This window comes from Paraburkholderia phymatum STM815 (assembly GCF_000020045.1).
GTDB classification, from domain to species: Bacteria; Pseudomonadota; Gammaproteobacteria; order Burkholderiales; family Burkholderiaceae; genus Paraburkholderia; species Paraburkholderia phymatum.
The window spans coordinates 1-19239 of sequence record NC_010623.1 but is presented as its reverse complement, the minus strand read 5'-3'; the positions used below and the strand labels follow the sequence as shown (position 1 = coordinate 19239).

21 protein-coding genes are annotated in these 19239 nt (G+C 65.2%); 12 read left to right on the top strand and 9 right to left on the bottom strand.

All coding sequences use genetic code 11. The annotated features are described in order from the left end of the window. Positions 1–132 precede the first annotated feature (132 nt). On the top strand, positions 133–1287 hold the full coding sequence (dinB, locus tag BPHY_RS15900; RefSeq protein ID WP_012402464.1) for a DNA polymerase IV: 1155 nt from the start codon (positions 133–135) through the stop codon (positions 1285–1287). Between the two features lie 33 nt (positions 1288–1320). Here the strand turns inward: dinB and BPHY_RS15895 are convergent, their stop codons facing one another. Next, complete coding sequence (locus BPHY_RS15895; protein WP_012402463.1) at positions 1321–1662, bottom strand: hypothetical protein; 342 nt, start codon at positions 1660–1662, stop codon at positions 1321–1323. A gap of 204 nt (positions 1663–1866) precedes the next feature. Between BPHY_RS15895 and BPHY_RS15890 the strand changes: the two genes are divergently transcribed. From BPHY_RS15890 to BPHY_RS15870, 5 genes are all read left to right on the top strand, one after another. Further along, positions 1867–3354 carry an aminotransferase-like domain-containing protein gene (locus BPHY_RS15890; protein WP_012402462.1) on the top strand — a complete coding sequence of 496 codons (1488 nt, stop codon included), beginning with the start codon at positions 1867–1869 and terminating at the stop codon, positions 3352–3354. A 196-nt stretch (positions 3355–3550) separates the two neighbouring features. After that, positions 3551–4582 (top strand): phosphate ABC transporter substrate-binding protein PstS, encoded by a 1032-nt coding sequence (gene pstS, locus BPHY_RS15885; protein WP_012402461.1) that lies wholly within the window; start codon positions 3551–3553, stop codon positions 4580–4582. Positions 4583–4755: 173 nt separating this feature from the next. After that, positions 4756–4968 carry a hypothetical protein gene (locus BPHY_RS15880; protein ID WP_012402460.1) on the top strand — a complete coding sequence of 71 codons (213 nt, stop codon included), beginning with the start codon at positions 4756–4758 and terminating at the stop codon, positions 4966–4968. 486 nt (positions 4969–5454) lie between these two features. Then, positions 5455–6453, top strand: a complete 999-nt coding sequence (locus tag BPHY_RS15875; RefSeq protein ID WP_012402459.1) for an O-fucosyltransferase family protein — start codon at positions 5455–5457, stop codon at positions 6451–6453. A 175-nt stretch (positions 6454–6628) separates the two neighbouring features. After that, on the top strand, positions 6629–7753 hold the full coding sequence (locus tag BPHY_RS15870) for a J domain-containing protein (RefSeq protein ID WP_012402458.1): 1125 nt from the start codon (positions 6629–6631) through the stop codon (positions 7751–7753). Between the two features lie 25 nt (positions 7754–7778). On the opposite strand, the gene BPHY_RS15865 is transcribed toward BPHY_RS15870, so the two are convergent. The 3 genes from BPHY_RS15865 to BPHY_RS15855 form a co-directional block, all read right to left on the bottom strand. Then, entirely contained in the window at positions 7779–8729 is a 951-nt protein-coding gene (locus tag BPHY_RS15865) for a TauD/TfdA dioxygenase family protein (RefSeq protein ID WP_012402457.1), read from the bottom strand. A gap of 220 nt (positions 8730–8949) precedes the next feature. Beyond that, positions 8950–9405: a tellurite resistance TerB family protein gene (locus tag BPHY_RS15860; RefSeq protein WP_012402456.1), complete on the bottom strand. Its 456-nt coding sequence runs from the start codon at positions 9403–9405 to the stop codon at positions 8950–8952. A 59-nt stretch (positions 9406–9464) separates the two neighbouring features. Then, positions 9465–9650, bottom strand: a complete 186-nt coding sequence (locus BPHY_RS15855) for a DUF3563 domain-containing protein (RefSeq protein WP_012402455.1) — start codon at positions 9648–9650, stop codon at positions 9465–9467. A gap of 400 nt (positions 9651–10050) precedes the next feature. On the opposite strand from BPHY_RS15855, the gene BPHY_RS15845 reads away from it, so the two are divergent. The 3 genes from BPHY_RS15845 (at position 10051) to BPHY_RS15835 (ending at position 12797) form a co-directional block, all read left to right on the top strand. Beyond that, entirely contained in the window at positions 10051–10359 is a 309-nt protein-coding gene (locus tag BPHY_RS15845) for a DUF4148 domain-containing protein (RefSeq protein ID WP_012402453.1), read from the top strand. A gap of 233 nt (positions 10360–10592) precedes the next feature. Further along, positions 10593–11921, top strand: coding sequence for a sensor histidine kinase (locus BPHY_RS15840; RefSeq protein ID WP_012402452.1), 1329 nt, complete (start codon positions 10593–10595; stop codon positions 11919–11921). A 201-nt stretch (positions 11922–12122) separates the two neighbouring features. Beyond that, positions 12123–12797, top strand: a complete 675-nt coding sequence (locus tag BPHY_RS15835) for a response regulator transcription factor (protein ID WP_012402451.1) — start codon at positions 12123–12125, stop codon at positions 12795–12797. Positions 12798–12902: 105 nt separating this feature from the next. Here BPHY_RS15835 and BPHY_RS15830 read toward each other — a convergent pair whose 3' ends face one another. The 4 genes from BPHY_RS15830 to BPHY_RS15815 form a co-directional block, all read right to left on the bottom strand. Continuing rightward, positions 12903–14147, bottom strand: coding sequence for an MFS transporter (locus BPHY_RS15830; RefSeq protein ID WP_012402450.1), 1245 nt, complete (start codon positions 14145–14147; stop codon positions 12903–12905). Between the two features lie 104 nt (positions 14148–14251). After that, on the bottom strand, positions 14252–15190 hold the full coding sequence (gene gcvA / locus BPHY_RS15825) for a transcriptional regulator GcvA (protein ID WP_012402449.1): 939 nt from the start codon (positions 15188–15190) through the stop codon (positions 14252–14254). An 84-nt stretch (positions 15191–15274) separates the two neighbouring features. Further along, entirely contained in the window at positions 15275–15493 is a 219-nt protein-coding gene (locus BPHY_RS15820; protein WP_012402448.1) for an FmdB family zinc ribbon protein, read from the bottom strand. A gap of 39 nt (positions 15494–15532) precedes the next feature. After that, positions 15533–15853 carry an HNH endonuclease family protein gene (locus BPHY_RS15815; protein WP_012402447.1) on the bottom strand — a complete coding sequence of 107 codons (321 nt, stop codon included), beginning with the start codon at positions 15851–15853 and terminating at the stop codon, positions 15533–15535. Between the two features lie 179 nt (positions 15854–16032). Between BPHY_RS15815 and BPHY_RS15810 the strand changes: the two genes are divergently transcribed. Then, on the top strand, positions 16033–16626 hold the full coding sequence (locus BPHY_RS15810; RefSeq protein ID WP_012402446.1) for an SLATT domain-containing protein: 594 nt from the start codon (positions 16033–16035) through the stop codon (positions 16624–16626). A 43-nt stretch (positions 16627–16669) separates the two neighbouring features. On the opposite strand, the gene BPHY_RS15805 is transcribed toward BPHY_RS15810, so the two are convergent. Next, positions 16670–17620: a PTS sugar transporter subunit IIA gene (locus tag BPHY_RS15805; protein ID WP_012402445.1), complete on the bottom strand. Its 951-nt coding sequence runs from the start codon at positions 17618–17620 to the stop codon at positions 16670–16672. A gap of 184 nt (positions 17621–17804) precedes the next feature. On the opposite strand from BPHY_RS15805, the gene BPHY_RS15800 reads away from it, so the two are divergent. After that, the gene (locus BPHY_RS15800) at positions 17805–18503 is read left to right on the top strand and encodes a glutathione S-transferase C-terminal domain-containing protein (protein ID WP_012402444.1); all 699 of its coding nucleotides are present in this window, start codon (positions 17805–17807) and stop codon (positions 18501–18503) included. Positions 18504–18621: 118 nt separating this feature from the next. After that, positions 18622–19212, top strand: a complete 591-nt coding sequence (locus BPHY_RS15795) for a BPSL1445 family SYLF domain-containing lipoprotein (protein WP_041764239.1) — start codon at positions 18622–18624, stop codon at positions 19210–19212. Positions 19213–19239 lie beyond the last annotated feature (27 nt).

Here is a 19239-nt window from a genome sequence, read left to right as displayed (position 1 = left end):
TCAATCCGGGTCGCGCGGACAACCTGGTAAGCTGCTTGTCCCGGCTAGTCGGGGCGTACGCGGGTGCAGCGCCGAACGTTTCTGTCGTGCTCGCTGCCGCGCGTTCTTCCATCGCCAACCGCATCAGGCATCATGAGTGTCACTGTCCGCCGTATCGCGCATCTCGACATGGACGCGTTCTACGCATCCGTCGAATTGCTGCGCTATCCGGAGTTGCGTGGTATGCCAGTCGTGATCGGCGGAGGGCGCAATGCGGCGCCCGAAACGCTGGCTGACGGTACACGCCGTTTTGCGCGACTGAAGGATTACGCAGGACGAGGCGTCGTTACAACCTCGACCTACGAGGCGCGCGCCTCTGGCGTCTTCTCGGCGATGGGCATGATGAAGGCCGCGCAGCTCGCGCCCGACGCCATCCTCCTGCCCACCGACTTCGATTCCTACCGCCACTACTCGCGCCTCTTCAAGATTGAAGTAGCGAAGTTCACGACACGTATCGAAGACCGCGGCATCGACGAGATCTATATCGACCTCACCGACGTGCCCGGCGATGCCGCCAACATCGGCTCGCGCATCAAGGAGGCAGTCCGCGCCGCGACGGGCCTGACGTGTTCGATCTGCGTCGCCCCGAACAAACTGCTCGCCAAGATCGGCTCAGAACTCGACAAGCCCGACGGCCTGACCATACTGACGCCCGAGGACATCCCCTCGCGCATCTGGCCGTTGGCCGCCCGCAAGATCAATGGCATCGGCCCGAAAGCGAGCGAGCGGCTGGCCACGCTCGGCATCAACACGGTCGGCGATCTGGCGCACGCCGCGCCCGATCTGCTGCAGTCCAACTTCGGCCTCAAGTACGCGACGTGGCTCACGCATGTCGCGCGGGGCATCGACGAGCGCCCCGTGGTAGTCGAATCGGAGCCGAAGTCGATGAGCCGCGAGACGACCTTCGAACGCGACCTGCATCCGCGCCATGACCGGCCCGCGCTGTCGGAGTCGTTCACGCGGCTATGCGTGCGCGTTGCCGAAGACTTGCAGCGCAAGGGCTACGTCGGGCACACGATCGGCATCAAGCTGCGCTTCGACGACTTCTCCACGGTGACCCGCGACCTGACGCTGCCCGTCGCGACATCGGATGCGGGTGCGATCCGGCGCGCGGCGACCGAATGTCTGAAGCGCGTCGCGCTGACGCGCAAGCTGCGGCTGCTTGGCGTGCGCGTCAGCGGTTTGTCGCTGGCAAGCGAGCAGGCGCCGCCGCTGCCGATCCAGGCCGAATTGCCGTTCACGGCTTGAGCCTGCAGACGAATGACGTACGCGCCGGCGACGTCAACTGCGGCGCAAGCGCGCGCCGTTGAACCCGGCCATCGACACACACCATCGAACGGCACGCGCGGCGATCGAGCTGTTGTCCGGGCCCGCATCAATCCTGGCAATCGCAGCGGATTCGCCCGTCGCAATGATTTCGACAAACGCTTCATACGGCAGCACATGACAGCCGCCCTCGTGAAGCGCGACCGACACCTTGGGCGCGTCGCCCAGCAGCCAGTCGAGGGAGCCGTCGCGGTAGCTCAGTCGCAGCGCGCCGTTCAGCGCGGTGATGGCGCTGCCGCGTTTGAACCAGTTCGCGTGGATTTGTCCGGGGGCGTAGCGTTGGTCGAAGGTTTTCATCGCAAGCTCATGTTCGCAGGTGAACGGAGTGGCTCGAATACGCGGGCCGTGAACCCACAGCGTAAAGACCGCCTGCCGAACACAACAGACTCACAGCGTTAGAATCTGCACCGCTACAGGAACGTGTTTTTCTGCTCTGTTCCGCTCCGAATTGCCGTCGGCTGTATCTGGCGACGGGTTCTTGCAGCAGGCACGATCCAACGGATGAATCTGTTGAACGACGAATCTCTCCTTTCGCACGACCGGGCGCATGCGCAAGCCGACGCACCGCTATATGAACGCCTCGCCGCGCACTATCGCCGGGTGATTGCGTCGGGGACGCTCGCGCCCGGCGACCGGATGCCGTCGGTGCGCGCGCTGATGAGTCGACACAAGGTGAGTTTGTCGACGGCGATCCAGGTGTTCCGGCGTCTCGAAGACGGCGGCTGGCTGCAGGCGCGGCCGCGCGCCGGCTACTTTGTCCGGCGTCCGGCCGCCTCGAAACTCGCGACTGTCGCCGAGCCGGACATTCCGGTACTGCCCGAGCCGGCGCGTTATGTCGGCTTGCACGAGCGCATCTCGCGGGTGATCGAGCGCGCGCAGGCGTTTCCCGACGCGCTGAACCTGGGCGGCGCGACGGCGGGCGCCGCGCTGTATCCGACGGAGCGGTTGCAGTCGCTCGCGTCGCGCATCCTGCGTCACAAGCCGACCTTGCTGACGGAAGTCGGCGAAGACGGCGGCGCAGCGGAACTGAGGCAGGCCATCGCGAAGCGCGCGTTGACGGCGGACGTGACCGTCGCGCCCGACGACGTCCTCATCACAAGCGGCGGCGTCGAAGCGGTGAACCTCGCGCTGCGCGCCGTCGCGCAGCCGGGCGACACGATTGCCGTCGAATCGCCGGCGTTTTTCGGGCTGTTGCAGATACTCGAAAGTCTCGGGCTGCGCGCACTCGAAATACCGACCAGCCCGACGACGGGTCTGTCGCTCGAAGCGCTCGACATCGCGCTGACCGCCTGCCCGGAGATCAAGGCCGTCGTCGCGGTGCCGAACCTGCAGAATCCGCTCGGTTGCGTGATGCCCGACACACGCAAGGCCGAACTTGTCGCGTTGTGCGCGCGCCGTGGGGTCGCGCTGATCGAGGACGAGCCGTATCGCGAGCTGGTCGAAGCGGCCCAGCCCGCGCGACCGCTGAAGTCCTGGGACCGCGACGGCGGTGTGATTCATTGCGCGTCGCTCAACAAGGCGCTCGCGCCGGGCATGCGGCTGGGGTGGATGTCGTCGGGACGCTGGCACGCTCGCGTGCGGCTCCTGAAGTTCGCGCAGACGCGGCACAACGAATCGCTGGCGCAGTTCGTGGCGGCCGAGTTCATCGGCTCGGGCGCGTACGATCGCCATCTGCACCGCTTGCGCGACAAGCTGCGCGTGCAGCGCGAGGCGAGTGCGGATGCCATCGGCCGCTATTTCCCTGCGGGCACGCGGCTGAACCTGCCGCCGGGCGGTTTGCTGTTATGGGTCGCGCTGCCGGACGGGAGATCGTCGGATGCGCTGTTCGAAGCGGCGTTGCCGCACGGCATTCGCATTGCGCCCGGTTCGATCTTCTCGAACTCGGAGCGGTTCCGCTCGTTCATCCGTCTCAGTTGCCCCGTACCGTTCGACGAACGGATGGACGCTGCGCTTCGTCAACTCGGCCGTCTGGCCGCCGGCATCGCCTGACGCAACAACGAAACGCACCCCACGCAGGGATTCGTCTGCAACGCACGGGTGACGCGTGTCGCTTCATTCGTCACCGCATTGTCACGGAGCGCGGCTAACTTCGAAACGCACTCGATACAACGCTTTCACCAGTGATCTTGCGTGGGAACAGAGCGTGCTCGAAGAAGCCGCTCTGCCCGACAAAAGGAGGTGAGCCATGAGACACGCATTGTTCGCGGCGGCCGGCCTGCTCGGTGCGCTGTCGTTTTCCTTCGCGCACGCAACCGACGTCACGGGTGCAGGCAGCACCTTCGCGGCGCCGGTCTACACGAAGTGGGCCGACGCCTACCAGAAGGCGGGCGGCGGCCGCATCAACTACCAGGGCATCGGCTCGTCGGGCGGCATCAAACAGGTGCTCGCAAAAACCGTCGATTTCGCCGGTTCCGATGCGCCGCTCAAAGACGACGAACTCGCGAAAGACGGGCTGTTCCAATTTCCGACCGTGGTCGGCGGTGTGGTCCCTGTTGTCAATCTGCGCGGGATCAAACCGGGTGGGCTGGTGTTGTCCGGTCCCGTGCTCGGCGATATCTACCTCGGCAAGATCAAGAAGTGGAACGACCCGCAGATCGCCGCGCTCAATTCGGGCGCGAAACTGCCCGACACCGACATCGCCGTTGTGCGCCGCGCGGACGGCTCGGGCACGAGCTTCATCTGGACGCACTATCTCGCGCAGGTGAGTCCGGAGTGGAAGAGCAAGGTGGGCGAAGGCACGACCGTCAACTGGCCGACGGGCACGGGCGGCAAGGGCAACGACGGCGTCGCGGCGTTCGTGCAGCGGCTGCCTGGCGCAATTGGCTATGTGGAATGGGCGTACGCGAAGCAGAACAAGATGACGTACACGTCGCTGAAGAACGCAGCGGGCGCCGTCGTCGAACCGAAGACGGAAACCTTCAAGGCCGCAGCAGCGGGCGCCGAGTGGTCGAAGTCGTTTTATCAGATTCTTACCAACGAGCCGGGTAAGGATGCGTGGCCGGTGGTGGGCGCGACCTTCGTGCTCGTGCATTCGGCGCAGGACAAGCCGGATCACGGCAAGGAAACCCTCAAGTTCTTCGACTGGGCGTTCAGGAACGGCAGCCAGACCGCCCAGGAACTCGACTACATCACGCTGCCCGATGCAGTCGTGTCGGAGATCCGCGCGCAGTGGAAGGCCAAGGTCAAGGACGCGTCGGGCAAGCCGATCGCCGATTGACCCGACAAAGTCGCACACAACGGGCCGGCGTACGGCAACGCCGGCCGTCATTGAACAGTAACGGGGCATCGCGATAATGCGGGTCCTGGCCTGAGAGCAAGCGGGACGGGCGTGAAGCGCGGCGTCGCCTGTGCGGATCGTCAGCCATTCCGGTTGAAGCCAGCGACGTATCAATGACCATTCCCATGCTGACCACACACCGAGGTTATCGCCTTCAAGCCAGCGCCGCTATTGGCGACGATGGACTGCACGCGGCCGATCTGACCATCGAAAAACCGGGTCTGCCGCCTCGCACCTTCAACGCACTCGATTATTTCTACGACGGCGAACAGGCGCTCAAATACGCGACCGCCTGGGGCCGCATCTGGGTCGACATGACGGGTTGAGCGCCGCGGCGCCGGCCGCGCATTACGAGGGGGCGCGGCGCGTTGAAAACGTTTTCAGCAATATTGTCCTCCCCCGTCCCAGCGCAATTCAGAACCACGTGCACCCGCCGCAAGCGGTGTGCGCAAAGTGAGGTTTCGGCCAAATCAGTCATCGAGGCGCACTCACTTTTCGCGATCAAGCGGCGCGAAGCGTCATGACACGGCGGTAAAAAACACCGAATGTATGGTGTCGCACACAGTCAATTTTTCTGCACTCGCCCTGCGCGTTTACGCCCTATAAGATGGCGCGTGACGCAACACGTCTATTTGCTGGCCGATTTTGCATCAGGCCGGCGGTCGGATTCGAATGACGAACGAGGCGCGCAGGGACAGGCCTGCATGAAGAGCGCCTCGGTGCCGTCGCGCGCCGCGCCGCCACACGCCTGATTTCTTCGAACACAGACGGCTTGCCGGGAAGGGCTGCCCGGCGAATGAGAGGGACGTGGCATGTTGAACAAGTTGATCGACATCGCGAGACACATCCGACGCAGCGAGCGCTTCAAACATTCGATCAGCACGCCGGGCCGCATCACGTTGCATGCGCAGCAACGTTTGAATCGCGGCTACTTCGCGATTGAGATTCGCGCGCACTCGGGCTTCTTCTCGGTCATGCAGATGGTGCTGTTCATCCTGATGTATTGCGATGAAAAGCGCCTCACGCCGCTCATTTCGGCGCGCGGCGGCATTTATGGCGATCCGCAAGGCCAGGTCGACTGGTTCGGCGAATACTTCGATACCGTCGGCGTGCCTGCCGCGCCGGCGTCGAACATGCGATTGCGCACGTCGGTCGTGCACGATCTCGGCGGACTCGGATTTCGCCGCCGTTACGAATCGAAGCTCGAGCTGCGGCACGCGAGCGCGTTGTTTCGCGCGCACTATCAGCCGACCGCGCCGATCCGCGCGGAAGTCGATGCGATCCGCCGGCGGATCGGCATCGGTGCCGCGACGCTCGGCGTGCATTTTCGCGGCACCGACAAGAAGCTCGAGGCACATACCATCGGTTGGGAAGATTTTTGCCGGCTCGTCGAGCGCACGCTCGCCGAAGAGCCGCAGTTGACGCATATCTTCGTGTCAAGCGACGAACAGGCGTTCCTCGATTACTTCGTCAAATGGGATTTCCCGGTGCCCGTCAGCGTCGCGCCCGCCAGGTTGCTCGCGACGGGCAGCACGCCCGTGCATTTCAGCGGGCATCCGGGGCTGGCGATCGGCCGCGAGGCGCTCGTCGCGAGCCTGCTGCTCGCGAACTGCGGATATCTGCTGAAGACACCGTCTTACCTGTCGGCGTGGTCGAAGCTATTCAATCCGTCGTTGCCTGTCATGCTGGCCGTGCCGCCGCGCGAGGGCGCGTTCTGGTTTCCAGACAGCCAGATCTGGAACGAGCAGCAGGCGCGCCGTCGCGACGCGGTAGAACCGGACGTGCGGATGCCCAATCAGAAAACTGCCTGAAGCGGCATGACACTGTCGGCATGATCGACAGGAGCGGTCCCGCGGGGCACGAAATGTGCGGCCTGGCCCACAACGGCGCTCAAAAAGGCGGTATCCGGCTGGGTTCACGACCGGCCGGCGCGTTTGCGCTCGCGTAGAATCACACAAAAGACCAGCACGGCAATCGGGGAAGGGCGTGAAGATTCACAGCCACTACGACAATCTGAAAGTTTCGCGGGATGCGCCTCAAGAGGTGATCCGCGCGGCCTACAAGATCTTGTGTCAGAAATATCATCCTGACCGGCGGATCGACGATCCCGATGCCGAGCGGGTGATGAAGATCATCAACGCGTCCTATGCGGTGCTGAGCGATCCCGTGCAACGCAAGGAGCACGACGAATGGCTCGCGCGCAAGGAACGCGAAGCGGCAGCAGCGGCTGCCGTCCCGGCGCAGTCAAAGAGCCCGCAGACAACCCGGCGGACGAACTCGCAAACAGCTACCCAGACGAAACGCGAGGCTTCGCCGCGTCGGCAGCCCCGCTCGAGCGCCTGGACCTCGCAGGCGCGCGTCGATCCGCGTGCCGCGCCGTCGAGGCCCGCGGCGGCGGGGTTTTCACTGCGCAAGATTTCGCTGCGCAGCTGGATCGCAATCGGCCTCTGTGCATTCTTCGGTTACGTCGCGATCTCGGAGTCGATGACGCCGTGGCCGTTCACGCGCAACACGTCGAGCTCGTACGGTTCGCACTATGGCTCGCCGTACGGGTCACGCGATCAGGGAGGAGCCGACGGCGCGACATCAGCCGAAGGCAAGCGGCGCGCGCTCGCCACGCTGTCGTCGGCGCAGGCGGCGACGTCGCCGTGGACGAACGATGCCTCCGCTGGCGGCGATGCGTCGTCTGCACGGCCGGCGTTCGCGAGGCCGGCCGTCGCGCCGAACGGCCTGCCGTGGCCGTCAACGGCGGCTTACCTCGAAGGCATGCCAGTCGGTGCGGACGGGGGACATTCGTCCGTCACGATCGACAACACGCCCAACCGCTTCGATGTGTTCGCGAAGCTCGTCTTCAATGCGTCCGTGTTCGACCAGCCGGTGCGCCACTTCTACATTCCGGCGGGCAAGAGCTTCACGCTGCTCGGCGTCGCGCCCGGCAGCTACGACGTCCGCTATCAGAACCTCGACGACGGCGGCCTGTACAAGTCGCAAAACTTCGCCGTCACCGAACAGGACAGCGGCAACGGCATCGACGCGACCAACGTGAGCATCACGCTCTACGCGGTGCCTGGCACCGTGCAGCCGACGACGATCGGCCGCGGCGACTTCTGATCGCGGCCGCCGTCGCAACGTCACGTCACTGCAGCGTCGCGCCTGCACCCCGAACCACCACGCTGTGCCGCCCGTCGATACTCACGGGCACGTCGCCGTGCACCGTCGCGCGACGGACGACGCGGTGCGCGTCGCCGTAGTCGTTGATCGCGTAGTGCTGGGTCGCGCGGTTGTCCCAGATAGCGACGTCACCTTGCGTCCAGCTCCAGCGCACGGTGTTTTCGAGCCGCGTGACGTGGTCGTGGAAGACCTGCAGCAGATGCGCCGACTCGCTCGCCGACAGTCCCTTCAGGCGCTGCACGAAATGACCGAGCACGAGCGAGCGTTCGCCCGTTTCCGGATGCACGCGCACGACGGGATGCTCCGTCTCGTACACCGTCGACGTGAACACTTCGCGGTAGCGCTTCAGCTGCTCGCCGTCGGCATCCACGTGTGACGACGCGTAGTCGTACGCGTTCGTGTGCAGCGCCCACAGTGTATCGGCCAGACGGCGCAGCGGCTCGGGCAGATGCTCGTACGCGGCGGCCGTATTGGCCCAGACGGTGTCGCCGCCAAAGGGCGGAATCACGACCGCGCGAAGGATCGAAATCTTCGGATAGGCGTCGACGAAGGTGACGTCCGTGTGCCACGAGTTCGCCCGCGCGCCGTGCTGCGAATCGAGTTCGAGCAGATGGCGGCTGCCATCGACGGACGGCACGGTCGGGTGTGCGACAGTTTCGCCGAAGCGTCGCGCGAACGCTTCCTGTGCGGCGTCGTCCAGATGCTGCTGGCCACGAAAGAATAGAACCTTGTGCTTCAGTAGCGCGGCGTGGATCGCATCGAAGGTCGGCGCACCGATGGACCCGGACAGCTCGATGCCTCGAATCTCTGCGCCGATGCGGCCGGCGACGCGTCGCACATCGAGCGTTTCGGGTGCCGTATGCCCGGCGAGGGCGCCGCCCTTCGATGAGGCGAGGGCCGCGTGCGTATTCGACATCTGACGTCTCCATGTAGAGGGAGCGTTCATTCAAGCAGGCCGCCCGCGCAAAGTGAACCGACGATTCGTGCGAACGTGTCCATTCGTGTTGCGCTATCGATAGCGAGTTTCGTGCTATGGGCGGCGCATCGACGCACGCGCCATGCGCGCAGCGCTGTCCTGTCCGGGCGATTGCGCCTTCGACGGGACAGCGCGAGGCGTGGAGCAGGGCGCCAACGCTTCAGCGAGAGTGATTCCGCGCCAGCGTCAGTCTTTCGCGCGAGCGCGGGCTCTCGTATGTTTCGCGCGCTCCGGGCATGTACCACGCGGCGTGCAGCGTGCGGATGAACAGCGCTTGCGCGTCGGAGAGATGGCCGTCCGCCTGCGCGCCTTCCTCACACAGCGCGATGATCTCGCGGCGCAGCCGCCAGTCCTTGATGTCCTGCGCGAGCCCGAAGATCGCGGCGGGGTCCAGCCGGCAGGTATCCCCCCAGTTCAGATAGGCCGTCGACGTCAGGTCCTCGCACATCTGTTGGATGACGGCGAGCAGCTGTGCGCGGTTCAACTTCAGCCGTTCTTCCATCCCGTGGCGCTCCAGCGCTTCGAGTTCGTCGATACCCACGTGTCCATCCGACAGCAGGCAGGCGGCCACGATCCGGGCTGCCGCTTCGGGACTGTCGCTTCGATAGTGTCGCATTTGAGATCTCCATTCCTTTGCTTCGAGTCGATTCGATTCGATCAATGACGCAATCCGCGTCACGCGATCCAGTCGCGCGGCACCACGCTCGAGTGCACGTGAAACGGATAATCGGTGTCGTCGACCGTGCGCATGCGGCGTTCGAGATCGGCCAGGTCCGTCGACGATGCGAGCCAGGCTTCCCGTTCGCTTTCGCGTGAATGGGGGAGCAGCGTGCCGAGTCGGCGTGCGATTTCGCTAAACATGATGTTCTCCTTCAGTAGTGCGATGAAAGACGAGTGCGATGCGCAGGCCTGGTTTCAAGTGTCTTTTGGTCGCCTGAGATCGGGGACGATGCATCGACGGAATGCATCGTAGGCGGGCTGAATTAGCGGGAAATGAGATTGCTGTGCGCTTTCGCGAGCGCGCTGAAACGTGGATTCGAAAGGCGCTACGACGTGGAGCGCGCGCTCATTCGCGATGCGGAACGCGAGATCCAGTTGCTGCACAAGACGCCCGCCCTGAAATGGAGGCAACCGCATCAGCGGCCAGCCGTTGACACGCGGCATGAATGCACCGCCAGCGGCCGCTCATTTTCTTCTAATTGTCGGGCGCTACGATGAGCTTCATCGCAGGCTCACCCAATCGACATCTGGAGGAAACATCATGAAAACGCTGATTCGCACGGCTGCTGCCGCTATTGCGCTGGCGTTGCCCATCGCCACATTCGCGCAGTCGAACGCACCCGTCACCCGAGCGGGCGTCCTCGCGCAGGTTGTGCAGCCCGACAGCGCGGGCGACGACCCGGCGGGCGGCAACGCGCACTATCCGGCCGCCATCGAAGCCGCGCAGGCGCGCATCGATGCGCGGCAGACGGACGAATACGGCGGCGTGACAGGCGGCACGTCGCAGGCGGGCGCGCCTTTTCATCCCCAATACGACGCCGGATTGAAGTCGATCTATGTCGGGCATTGAAGGCTTGCGGAATACCATGCTGCACACGATGGAAAGCGCGGACGCGCAGAGAAATCTGCGCGTGCCGATCCATGCTTTTGCAACCGGGAGAGCATGCCGTGCGGTGTAGAATCGGCTCGCCGACAGGCTCTGCATCACGTCGGCAGACGGGTGTGCAAAGAGGCGCGCACGCAGCCTTGTCGGCAGACTCACCAGCTGCACAACACGCTCACGGGACGGCAAGCGTCGCAACCATGTCCATGCCCAAGATCCGCTCGCTCAGAAATCAACTCGTGCTCGCGTTGTGCGTGCTGGTGAGCGTCGTCGGCGTGGTGCAGGGCATCAGTTCGTGGCAGCTCGCGAAAGCGGGCATGAGCGCGCTGCTCGATCTGCGTCTCGAACAGGCGGCGTCGCGGCTGTACAAGAGCGGGCTCGCCGAATCGCTGCCCGCCATTCCGTCACGTGGCTCACAACCGGAACGCGATATCTACGTCACGGTCTGGAGAGACGACATCGCCACGCCGTATCGCTCCACGGATCCCGCGCTCGCCTTGCCGCGCGACGCCGATCCAGGCTTCACGACGGCAATGGTGGGCGGCGAAAGCTGGCGCATTTACACGCTGCGCGAACCGTCGATGGTGATCCAGGTCGCGCAGCGCTCGCGCGTGCGGCACGAACTCGCGCAGGCGCGCTCGCTGGATACGCTGTGGCCGATGATCGTGCTGGTGCCGCTGGTCTGGATTGCCGTGCTGCTCGTCGTGCGGCGCGCGTTGCGCCGCTTGACGCGCCTCGGCGCGCAGGTCAAGGCGATCGACATGACGCATTTCGAGCAACTGTCCACCTCGGGCGTGCCGACGGAGATCCGCCCGTTCATCACGTCGATCAACACGATGATTGGGCGTCTCGAACAGTCGATCGAAAGCGAACGCAAATTCATCTCCGACGCCGCACATGAACTGCGCACGCCGCTCACCGCGCTTCAATTGCAGGCGGACAATCTGCAGCCGCATATTGCGCCCGGCAATCAGGAGCGTTTTCGCGAGCTGCAAAGCGGCATCCGGCGCAGCGGCCGGCTGATCGCACAACTGCTGCGGCTCGCGCGTGCCGATGCGGCGCTGAAGGCGGATACGCTGACGCGCGTCGACGTGTCGGCCGTCGTCGTCGATGCCGTGGCCGAAGTACTGCCCATTGCGTTGCAGCGCGGCATCGACATCGGCGCCGACGAAATGATGGGCGCGCATGTGTATGCGAACGAAGCCGACATCGGCGTTGCGCTGCGCAACCTGGTGAGCAACGCGATCCGCTATACGCCGGACGGCGGCAAGGTCGATTTGAGCGTGCATGTGCGAGATGGAATGGCGTGGATCGAAGTCGTCGATTCGGGGCCTGGCATCGACGAGGCGCAACTGCCGCGTGTGTTCGACCGCTTCTTCCGGGCCAATACGCAGATCGAAGGCAGCGGGCTCGGTCTGTCGATCGTGCAGGCGATCGCGAACCGGTACGGCGGCGCGGTGACGCTGCGCAATCGCACGGATGGACAGTCCGGCATCGTCGCCTCGATCGGATTTGCTGCCGTGCCCTGAACGTCGAGACCCTGGGCGCGAACGCCGCTCGGCGCCGGCCGTGCAGGCTCGGTTATCATGCGATCAGGCCGGCGCACGAGAGCAAGGCGAGCCGGCGGCTACGGCCCGGAATCGCACACCGCCCGTGCAATGACGCCGCGCGGCGGATCGGTCCTCGCGCCGCAGCAAACGACAACGCTTCGTTGCTGTGGAAACGACATCATGCGAGTGCTACTGGTTGAAGACGATCTGCAGATCGGTCAAAGTCTGATGCGCGCCCTGCAGGACGCGGACTACAGCGTCGACTGGGTGCGCGACGGCAACGCGGGCAGCGCGGCCATCGCCGCCGCCGAATACACCGTCGTGCTGCTCGACCTGGGATTGCCCGGCATGGGCGGCATCGAATTGCTGAAGACGGCACGGGGCGCGGGCAATACGGTGCCCGTGCTGATCCTCACCGCACGCGACGATCTCGAAGCGCGCGTGCAAGGCCTCGATGTCGGCGCCGACGACTACGTGCTCAAACCGTTCGACGTGCCCGAACTGATGGCGCGCATGCGCGCCGTCCTGCGCCGCAAGGCGGGCTACGCGTCGTCGCGTCTCGGCGACGATGCGTTGAACCTCGATCTCGACAAGCGCATGCTGTGCTGCAACGGCGTGTCGTCGGTGCTGTCGGCACGCGAGTTTGCGCTGATGCTCGCGTTTCTCGAACGGCCCGGCACGATCCTGTCGCGCGATCAGCTCGAAGACAAGCTGTATGGCTGGGGCAAGGAAGTGGAGAGCAATGCCGTCGACGTGCTCATTCATTCCGTGCGCAAGAAGTTCGGCCAGGCGGTGATCCGTAACGTGCGCGGCCTCGGCTGGACCGTGATGCTCGGCGACACGCCGAAAACCTGACGGCACATGGCGTCGCTGCGCGCAGCGGCAAGCACGAGAAAGAAGCGGACGGCGCGAGCCGTCCGCAAATGCCGCTACCAATACGTGCCGGCCTCTGAAAAAGCGTCACGCGCTTGCCGGTTCGGCGCTTGCATGAACGGTGTCGTCGATCGGGAAATGCAGCAAAGCGGCGAACAGTCCCGCGAGCGCCGTCGCGGCCCAGATCGGCGTGTACGAACCCGTCGCGTCGAACACGTAGCCGCCCAGCCATGCGCCGAGAAACGAACCGAGCTGGTGGCTGAGAAACACGACGCCGAACAGCGTGCCCAGATGGCGCGTGCCGAACATCTTCGCGATCAGGCCGCTCGTGAGCGGCACGGTGCCGAGCCAGGTCAGGCCCATCACGGCTGCGAACAGCACGACTGAAATGGTCGATTTCGGCAGCAGGAAGAACGCGGCAATCGTCGCGCCGCGCATCAGATACAGCCAGCCGAGCACGTGCTGCTGACGAAATCGCCCGCCGAGCCAGCCGCATGCCCAGCTGCCCGCCATGTTGAACAGGCCGATCAGCGCGAGCGCGGTCGCGCCGAGTCCCATCGGCATGTGGCACAGCGTCAGGTAGCCGGGCAGATGGGTCGCGATGAAGGCAAGCTGGAAGCCGCACGTGAAGAAGCCGAGCGTCAGCAGGCGGTAGCCGCGATGCTGCGTCGCGTCGGTCAGCGTTTCGCGCAACGATGTGGCGGCGGGCGCTTCAACGTGCTGTACGCTGGCGTCGCGCCGGCGGTCGAGCAGGATGCCGAACGGCGCGGCGACGAGCATCAGGAACGCGAGCGCGAAGAGCGACGTCGAGACGCCCGAGCTCTCGCGCACCAGTTGCGCGAACGGCACCATCAGCACCTGTCCAAGCGAGCCGCCCGCGCTCGCGAGCCCCATCGCCATGCTGCGCTGTGCGGGCGTCGCGACACGTCCGACGGCTGTCAGCACGACGCCGAACGTCGTGCAGCTCACGCCGATGCCGACCAGCAGCCCGAGCCCCGCGATCAGCGCGATGCCGGAGGGCGCGCTCGCGGCCAGGGCAAGGCCTGCGGCGAACGTGGTCGCGCCAAAGGCGACCACAGGCGCCGCGCCGTAGCGGTCGGCAGCGGCGCCCGCGAACGGCTGCGCGAAACCCCACACGAGATTGTGCAGCGCGATTGCAAACGCGATCAGCGTGACGGGCAGACCGCGGTCATACGAAAACGGCCCGATGAACAGGCCGAAGGTCTGCCGGATGCCCATTGCCGCGCTGAGGATCAGCGCGGCGGCGAGAATCACATAGAGCGTCGGGTTTCTGAGGGGTGCTGCGTAAGCGGATGATCTGGCCGTCGACATGTTTCGTTTCCTCCTTGCCGCATCGTCGCAATAGCGCTGCAGCACGACAAACGAAAAGTTTTCGGCGACGGGTGAAGAAAATTCACTCGCGATGCGCGCTGCCGCTAGCGCATGGCCGCAGCGCACGCGGTGACGTCATGCGTGGACAGGGCTTCGAATGCGAGCGCTTCGTGCAACAACCAGCGCTTGAATGCCTGCAACTCGGGACGCTCGTCCGCGCGTTCCGAGCAAACGAGCCAGTAGGACGTTTTTGCATCGACGCTTAACGTGCTCGCTTTGACGAGCATGCCGGCATCGAGCTCGCGGTTCACGAGCGGCCGTCTGCCGACCGCGACGCCCATGCCTGTCGTCGCCGCTTCGAGCGCAAGCTGGATCGTGTCGAAGCGCAGGCCGCCCGTCGCGTCGATATTGCGGATGCCCGCGCCGTCGAGCCACGTCTGCCAGTCGTCGCTCGCGGTATCGACGTGAATCAGCGTCGCGCGGCGCAAGTCGACTTCGCCGTGCGCGTCGACCAGTGTCTCCCGGCACGCGGGACTGCACACGGGCACGAGCTTCTCGCCGAACAGCCGGTTCCAGTCGCTGCCGGGCACGGGGCCGCGGCTCAGGCGGATGCCGAAATCGAAGCCGTCGACGGGGAAGCCTACCTGACGGCGCGATGTATCGACGGACACGTCGAGGTTCGGCCACTGCGCGCGAAAGTCGTGCAGGCGCGGCACGAGCCAGCGCGCGGCGAGTGTCGGCGCACAGCTCACCGAGATCGTGCGATGCGTTCGGCCATCGGGCAGGCGCTGGGTGCCCGTGAGGATCAGCGAAAACGCTTCGGCAATATAGGGAAAATACAGTTCGCCCGCAGGCGTCAACGACAGCTTGCGGGGCTCGCGCACGAACAGCGCGACGCCGAGCGTCTCTTCGAGCGCGACGATGCCGTGACTCACCGCGCTGGGCGTGACATTGAGCTCGGCGGCGGCGAGCTTGAAGCTGCCGAGCCGCGCGGCCGCCTCGAAGAAACGCAGTGAATTCAGCGGCGGCAGGCGAAGCGGCATGGCGCGACCTTCAGGCGGTGGAAGTGAGGGGCCGTGGCGGGCGGCACGCGGCTGTGCAAGCGAAACGGATGTGGGCCGGTCCGCTCACGGACAGCAGGAGCAGCCGCGATGCCGCATCCCATAGCCGCCTTCGCCGCCGGAGGCGTCGCCCGACGCGCCGCCCAGCAATGCGGGCGCGCCGATCCGCACGCGTTGCGCGAGCGTGCCGCAGCGGGGGCAGGCCGCGGGCTCGTCGCGTTCCGCGATCCGCCGCACTGCTTCAAACGCGCCGCAGTCGGCGCAGGTGTAGTCGTACACAGGCATAACTCGTTCCGTCGTTATCGCATGGCGCGCGGTCGTGTTTCACCGCTTGCGCCGGCTGCTGCGCGTGCGTTCATGAAACCCGGCCGGCTTCGTGCGTACCCAGTTCACGAAAGCTCTGACTTGTTCGTTGTCGAGGAGGCGATCGACCGATGCATAGGTTGTGGCCAACTCGCGCTCCGAAAAGAGCGCATGCAGCTGCCGATGACAGATCCGGTGCAGCGCAACCGTTTCACGGCCGCCTTCCGCCTTCGGGACCATATGATGCTCGTCGCGCTGCTCCGGCGGAATCGTGCGGCCGCACAGCGGACAGACTTCATCCTGCGGTGGCCGATACCACGATTGCACTTCGTGCTTTGCCATCGATGCTCCTGCGATCCCGTCATCCTACCAAGTTTCGCCGCGAAGTCCGGCGGCCGTCCCGGCCGCTGTCCGCCTGTCATTGCGCGCATCCAGCATTCCCGACGCGCAGCGTTCGATGCCCGTCGGCCTCACGCGACGATGCTATGCTGGCCTCTCCCCGTCGATGAAAGGGCAACGGCATGACGACGATCGATACGGATTCGCAAGCGCGCGCGCCTGCTGGCTCACGGACCGACGCCGCCGCGGGCGCGCACAGCGACTACAGGCCGCCCGCCAGCGAGGACGAGCTGCTGCTGAAATGGATCCGCCGCGCGCGCGAATCGCAGAAGAGCCACTATGACATGGCCGATCTGCTCGCCTCCCGCAACCGGCTGTTCGGTATCGGCGTGACGGTGCTGTCGGCTGTGGTCGGCACAACGGTGTTCCTGTCGCTGGTGGTATCGGAAGATTCACCGTGGGCGCGGCTCGTCGTCGGACTGGTGAGTATTACGGCGGCCGCATCGGCGGCGTTGCAGACGTTTCTGCGCTATGCGGAGCGCGCCGAAGCGCATCGCGCGGCAGGGGCGCGCTACGGCGCAGTGCGGCGTCGGCTCGAAGCGATCTATGCGGGAGATCCGGGCGCGCGCGACGGCCGCTACGTCAGCGAAGTGCGCGAGATTCTCGATCGTCTCGCGGAAGATTCGCCGAGCGTGCCGCCACGCGTGTTCCGGCGCACGCAGCAGACCTTGCGCGTCGCGGCGCCGCACGGCCGGCGCGAAAACGGCTGGGAATGACGCACGTTCAGCGCGAGAGGTGACGCGAAGGGTCGAGCGATTTTCACGCCCTGAGTTGTGCGCCGGAGGCGTCGCCGCGTGAGGCGGCATGCGGTATCGCCGACGCCAGCCCGGACGCCTGGGCGGCGTTGGCGAACAGCCGGCAGACTTCGCTTGCACTGCCGCATGCGTGCAGGCGCTCGCGAAAATGCTGATCGCAGAAGCGCTGCGCGACATCCGCGAGCAGATTCAGATGCATCGTGTTCGCGCCTTCGGGCACGAGCAACGCAATGACGTCACTGACGGGCTTCGCGTCGGGTGCGTCGAAATCGAGCGGCACACGCGGCCGCACATAGAGAACCACGGCGCTCAACAGGCCCGCGATCTGGCTATGCGGCACGGCGACACCTTGTCCGAGCCCGGTCGAGCCGAGCGCTTCTCGCTTGTTCAGGCCGTCGATCACCTGGCTCGCTGGCACGCCATAGCGGCTTGCGCAGAACGCGCCGAGTTGCGCGAAGAGTGCGTCGCGATCGGCAATGTCGGCATCGAGCAGCACGTTCCCGGCGCCCAGCAGACGGTCGAGCGTTTCGATGTCGTCGGCTTCGCTGGTTCTGGCGGGCTTCGCCGGGCGCAGCACGCTCGCAGCCTGAGCCCACGACGAGGCGCGCAGCAGGTCGCGCCAGCCGTCCGTCGGCGTATCGGGAATCTCGAACAGATGACCGAACTGCGCAGCGGGCGCGATTCGCGTCACCTGTTGGATCGCACCATGCACCGCGTCTTTCGGCAGATAGAGCGACAATTGCACGCGCTCGGTATGCGGCAGCGTCGCGATGCGGATCGTCCACGGCTGGCCCGCGCAATCGCGCGTGAGCGCGCGACGCAACGGCGTGACGTGTTGCGCGTCGAGCGTCACGCGCATCATCACGCTGCGGCTTGCCGCGTCACGTCGCGCGGCCGGTTCGTGAGCATGATGGATGCCGAAAATGGCGCGCAGGATCGCTCGGGTCTTCGTCATGCCCTTTCTCCAGACTGACATTAGGCCTAGCGTAGCGCGATTCTCATTAAAACCGAATAAAAAACCGCTGCCGCCGAATGTGGGCTGTCGCACGTGAAACGTCGCCGCAATGGTGTTAAGAACGCATGCTGCAACGCCGCGTCCGCGCAGCTGACCTCGGACCGATACACATGGAGACGTTTTCATGCTGACGCTCTACTCGTACCCCGATCTGTATGGTGTCGCCGATAACAACGCGTTCGGCCTGAAGGTCTACGCGTTCATGCGGCTATGCGGGCTCGAATTCGAGCACCGGCATATTCTCGATACCTCGCACGCGCCGCGCGGCCAGCTGCCCTATCTGTCGGATGATGGCGAGACGGTCGGCGACAGCGACGCGATCATCGCGTATCTGAAGGGCAGATACGATCTGCGGGTCGATGCCGCGCTGTCCCAGGGGCAGGCGAATCTCGACTTTCTGGTGCGCCGCACACTCGACGACCTCTACTGGCCGATGAGCTATTCGCGCTGGCGCGACGAACGCTACTGGCCGGCGTTTCGCGATGCCGTGCTGCGCGAGCATGCGGACGTCACGGCGAACGATCTCGAAGCGGCACGCGAGTACAACCGGCAGCGCTATCACTATCAGGGTATCGGCCGCTACGAGCCCGATCAGGTGTACGTGCGCGGGATCGGCGATCTGCGCGTCGTCGCCGATCTGCTCGGCAACAGTGGCTTCGTGTTCGGCCCCGAACCGGCGACCATCGACGCGGCGATCTACGGCTTTGTCGCGAACATTTACTTCTACGAAATCGACACGCCGTTGAAAGCGTATGTGGTGTCGCGGCCCGAACTGGTTCGTCATTGCCGCGCGGTGCACGAGCGCATTGCAGCGAAGGCTTGAGACAGACGACGCAAGGAACTCCCGTGCCGCATCCGCTGTCATCGAATAGACCGCCATTAGACGGCCATTCCCGATATCGGAATCAACAACGAAACCAAGCAAGGAACGCACAATGACAATGCACCGCCGCCGATTCATCGCGATGGCCACGGCCACGCTCGCCACGGGCGGGCTTGCACTTGCCGGCTGCACGACCACGGGGCCGTCGTCGGATGCGTCGCCTGAAGCGAACGCGGGCAAGCGCCAGTCGATCGACGCCGACGTCAACGCGACGCTCACGCGGCTCTTCAACGCCATCGGCGGCTCGCGCGAACTCGCGGACAAGGCGCGCGGCATCCTCGTGTTTCCGTCGGTGATCTCGGCGGGCTTCTGGTTCGGCGGACAGTACGGGCAGGGCGCGCTGCGTGTCGGCGGGCAGACCTCGGGCTATTACAGCCTCACGGCGGCATCATTCGGGTTGCAGATCGGCGCGCAGTCGAAGGCGGTCGTCATGCTGTTCATGACGGACGAGGCGCTTAGCAGCTTCACGCGCAGCCAGGGGTGGGCGGCGGGCGTTGATGCGACCGTCGCGCTCGTGAAGGTCGGTGCGAACGGCAATGTCGATACGTCGACGGCCATGAGCCCCGTCGAAGCCTTCGTGCTGACCAACGGCGGGCTGATGGCGGGCGTGTCGCTGGAAGGCTCGAAGATTTCCCGTCTGATCATCTGACCGTCGAAGGCGGACTCGCCCCGGCTG

Coding starts and splice junctions, on each gene's coding strand:
- dinB (WP_012402464.1), top strand. CDS start 133: ATGAGTGTCACTGTCCGCCGTATCGCGCATCTCGACATGGACGCGTTC.
- BPHY_RS15895 (WP_012402463.1), bottom strand. CDS start 1,662: ATGAAAACCTTCGACCAACGCTACGCCCCCGGACAAATCCACGCGAAC.
- BPHY_RS15890 (WP_012402462.1), top strand. CDS start 1,867: ATGAATCTGTTGAACGACGAATCTCTCCTTTCGCACGACCGGGCGCAT.
- pstS (WP_012402461.1), top strand. CDS start 3,551: ATGAGACACGCATTGTTCGCGGCGGCCGGCCTGCTCGGTGCGCTGTCG.
- BPHY_RS15880 (WP_012402460.1), top strand. CDS start 4,756: ATGACCATTCCCATGCTGACCACACACCGAGGTTATCGCCTTCAAGCC.
- BPHY_RS15875 (WP_012402459.1), top strand. CDS start 5,455: ATGTTGAACAAGTTGATCGACATCGCGAGACACATCCGACGCAGCGAG.
- BPHY_RS15865 (WP_012402457.1), bottom strand. CDS start 8,729: ATGTCGAATACGCACGCGGCCCTCGCCTCATCGAAGGGCGGCGCCCTC.
- BPHY_RS15860 (WP_012402456.1), bottom strand. CDS start 9,405: ATGCGACACTATCGAAGCGACAGTCCCGAAGCGGCAGCCCGGATCGTG.
- BPHY_RS15855 (WP_012402455.1), bottom strand. CDS start 9,650: ATGTTTAGCGAAATCGCACGCCGACTCGGCACGCTGCTCCCCCATTCA.
- BPHY_RS15845 (WP_012402453.1), top strand. CDS start 10,051: ATGAAAACGCTGATTCGCACGGCTGCTGCCGCTATTGCGCTGGCGTTG.
- BPHY_RS15840 (WP_012402452.1), top strand. CDS start 10,593: ATGTCCATGCCCAAGATCCGCTCGCTCAGAAATCAACTCGTGCTCGCG.
- BPHY_RS15835 (WP_012402451.1), top strand. CDS start 12,123: ATGCGAGTGCTACTGGTTGAAGACGATCTGCAGATCGGTCAAAGTCTG.
- BPHY_RS15830 (WP_012402450.1), bottom strand. CDS start 14,147: ATGTCGACGGCCAGATCATCCGCTTACGCAGCACCCCTCAGAAACCCG.
- gcvA (WP_012402449.1), bottom strand. CDS start 15,190: ATGCCGCTTCGCCTGCCGCCGCTGAATTCACTGCGTTTCTTCGAGGCG.
- BPHY_RS15820 (WP_012402448.1), bottom strand. CDS start 15,493: ATGCCTGTGTACGACTACACCTGCGCCGACTGCGGCGCGTTTGAAGCA.
- BPHY_RS15815 (WP_012402447.1), bottom strand. CDS start 15,853: ATGGCAAAGCACGAAGTGCAATCGTGGTATCGGCCACCGCAGGATGAA.
- BPHY_RS15810 (WP_012402446.1), top strand. CDS start 16,033: ATGACGACGATCGATACGGATTCGCAAGCGCGCGCGCCTGCTGGCTCA.
- BPHY_RS15805 (WP_012402445.1), bottom strand. CDS start 17,620: ATGACGAAGACCCGAGCGATCCTGCGCGCCATTTTCGGCATCCATCAT.
- BPHY_RS15800 (WP_012402444.1), top strand. CDS start 17,805: ATGCTGACGCTCTACTCGTACCCCGATCTGTATGGTGTCGCCGATAAC.
- BPHY_RS15795 (WP_041764239.1), top strand. CDS start 18,622: ATGCACCGCCGCCGATTCATCGCGATGGCCACGGCCACGCTCGCCACG.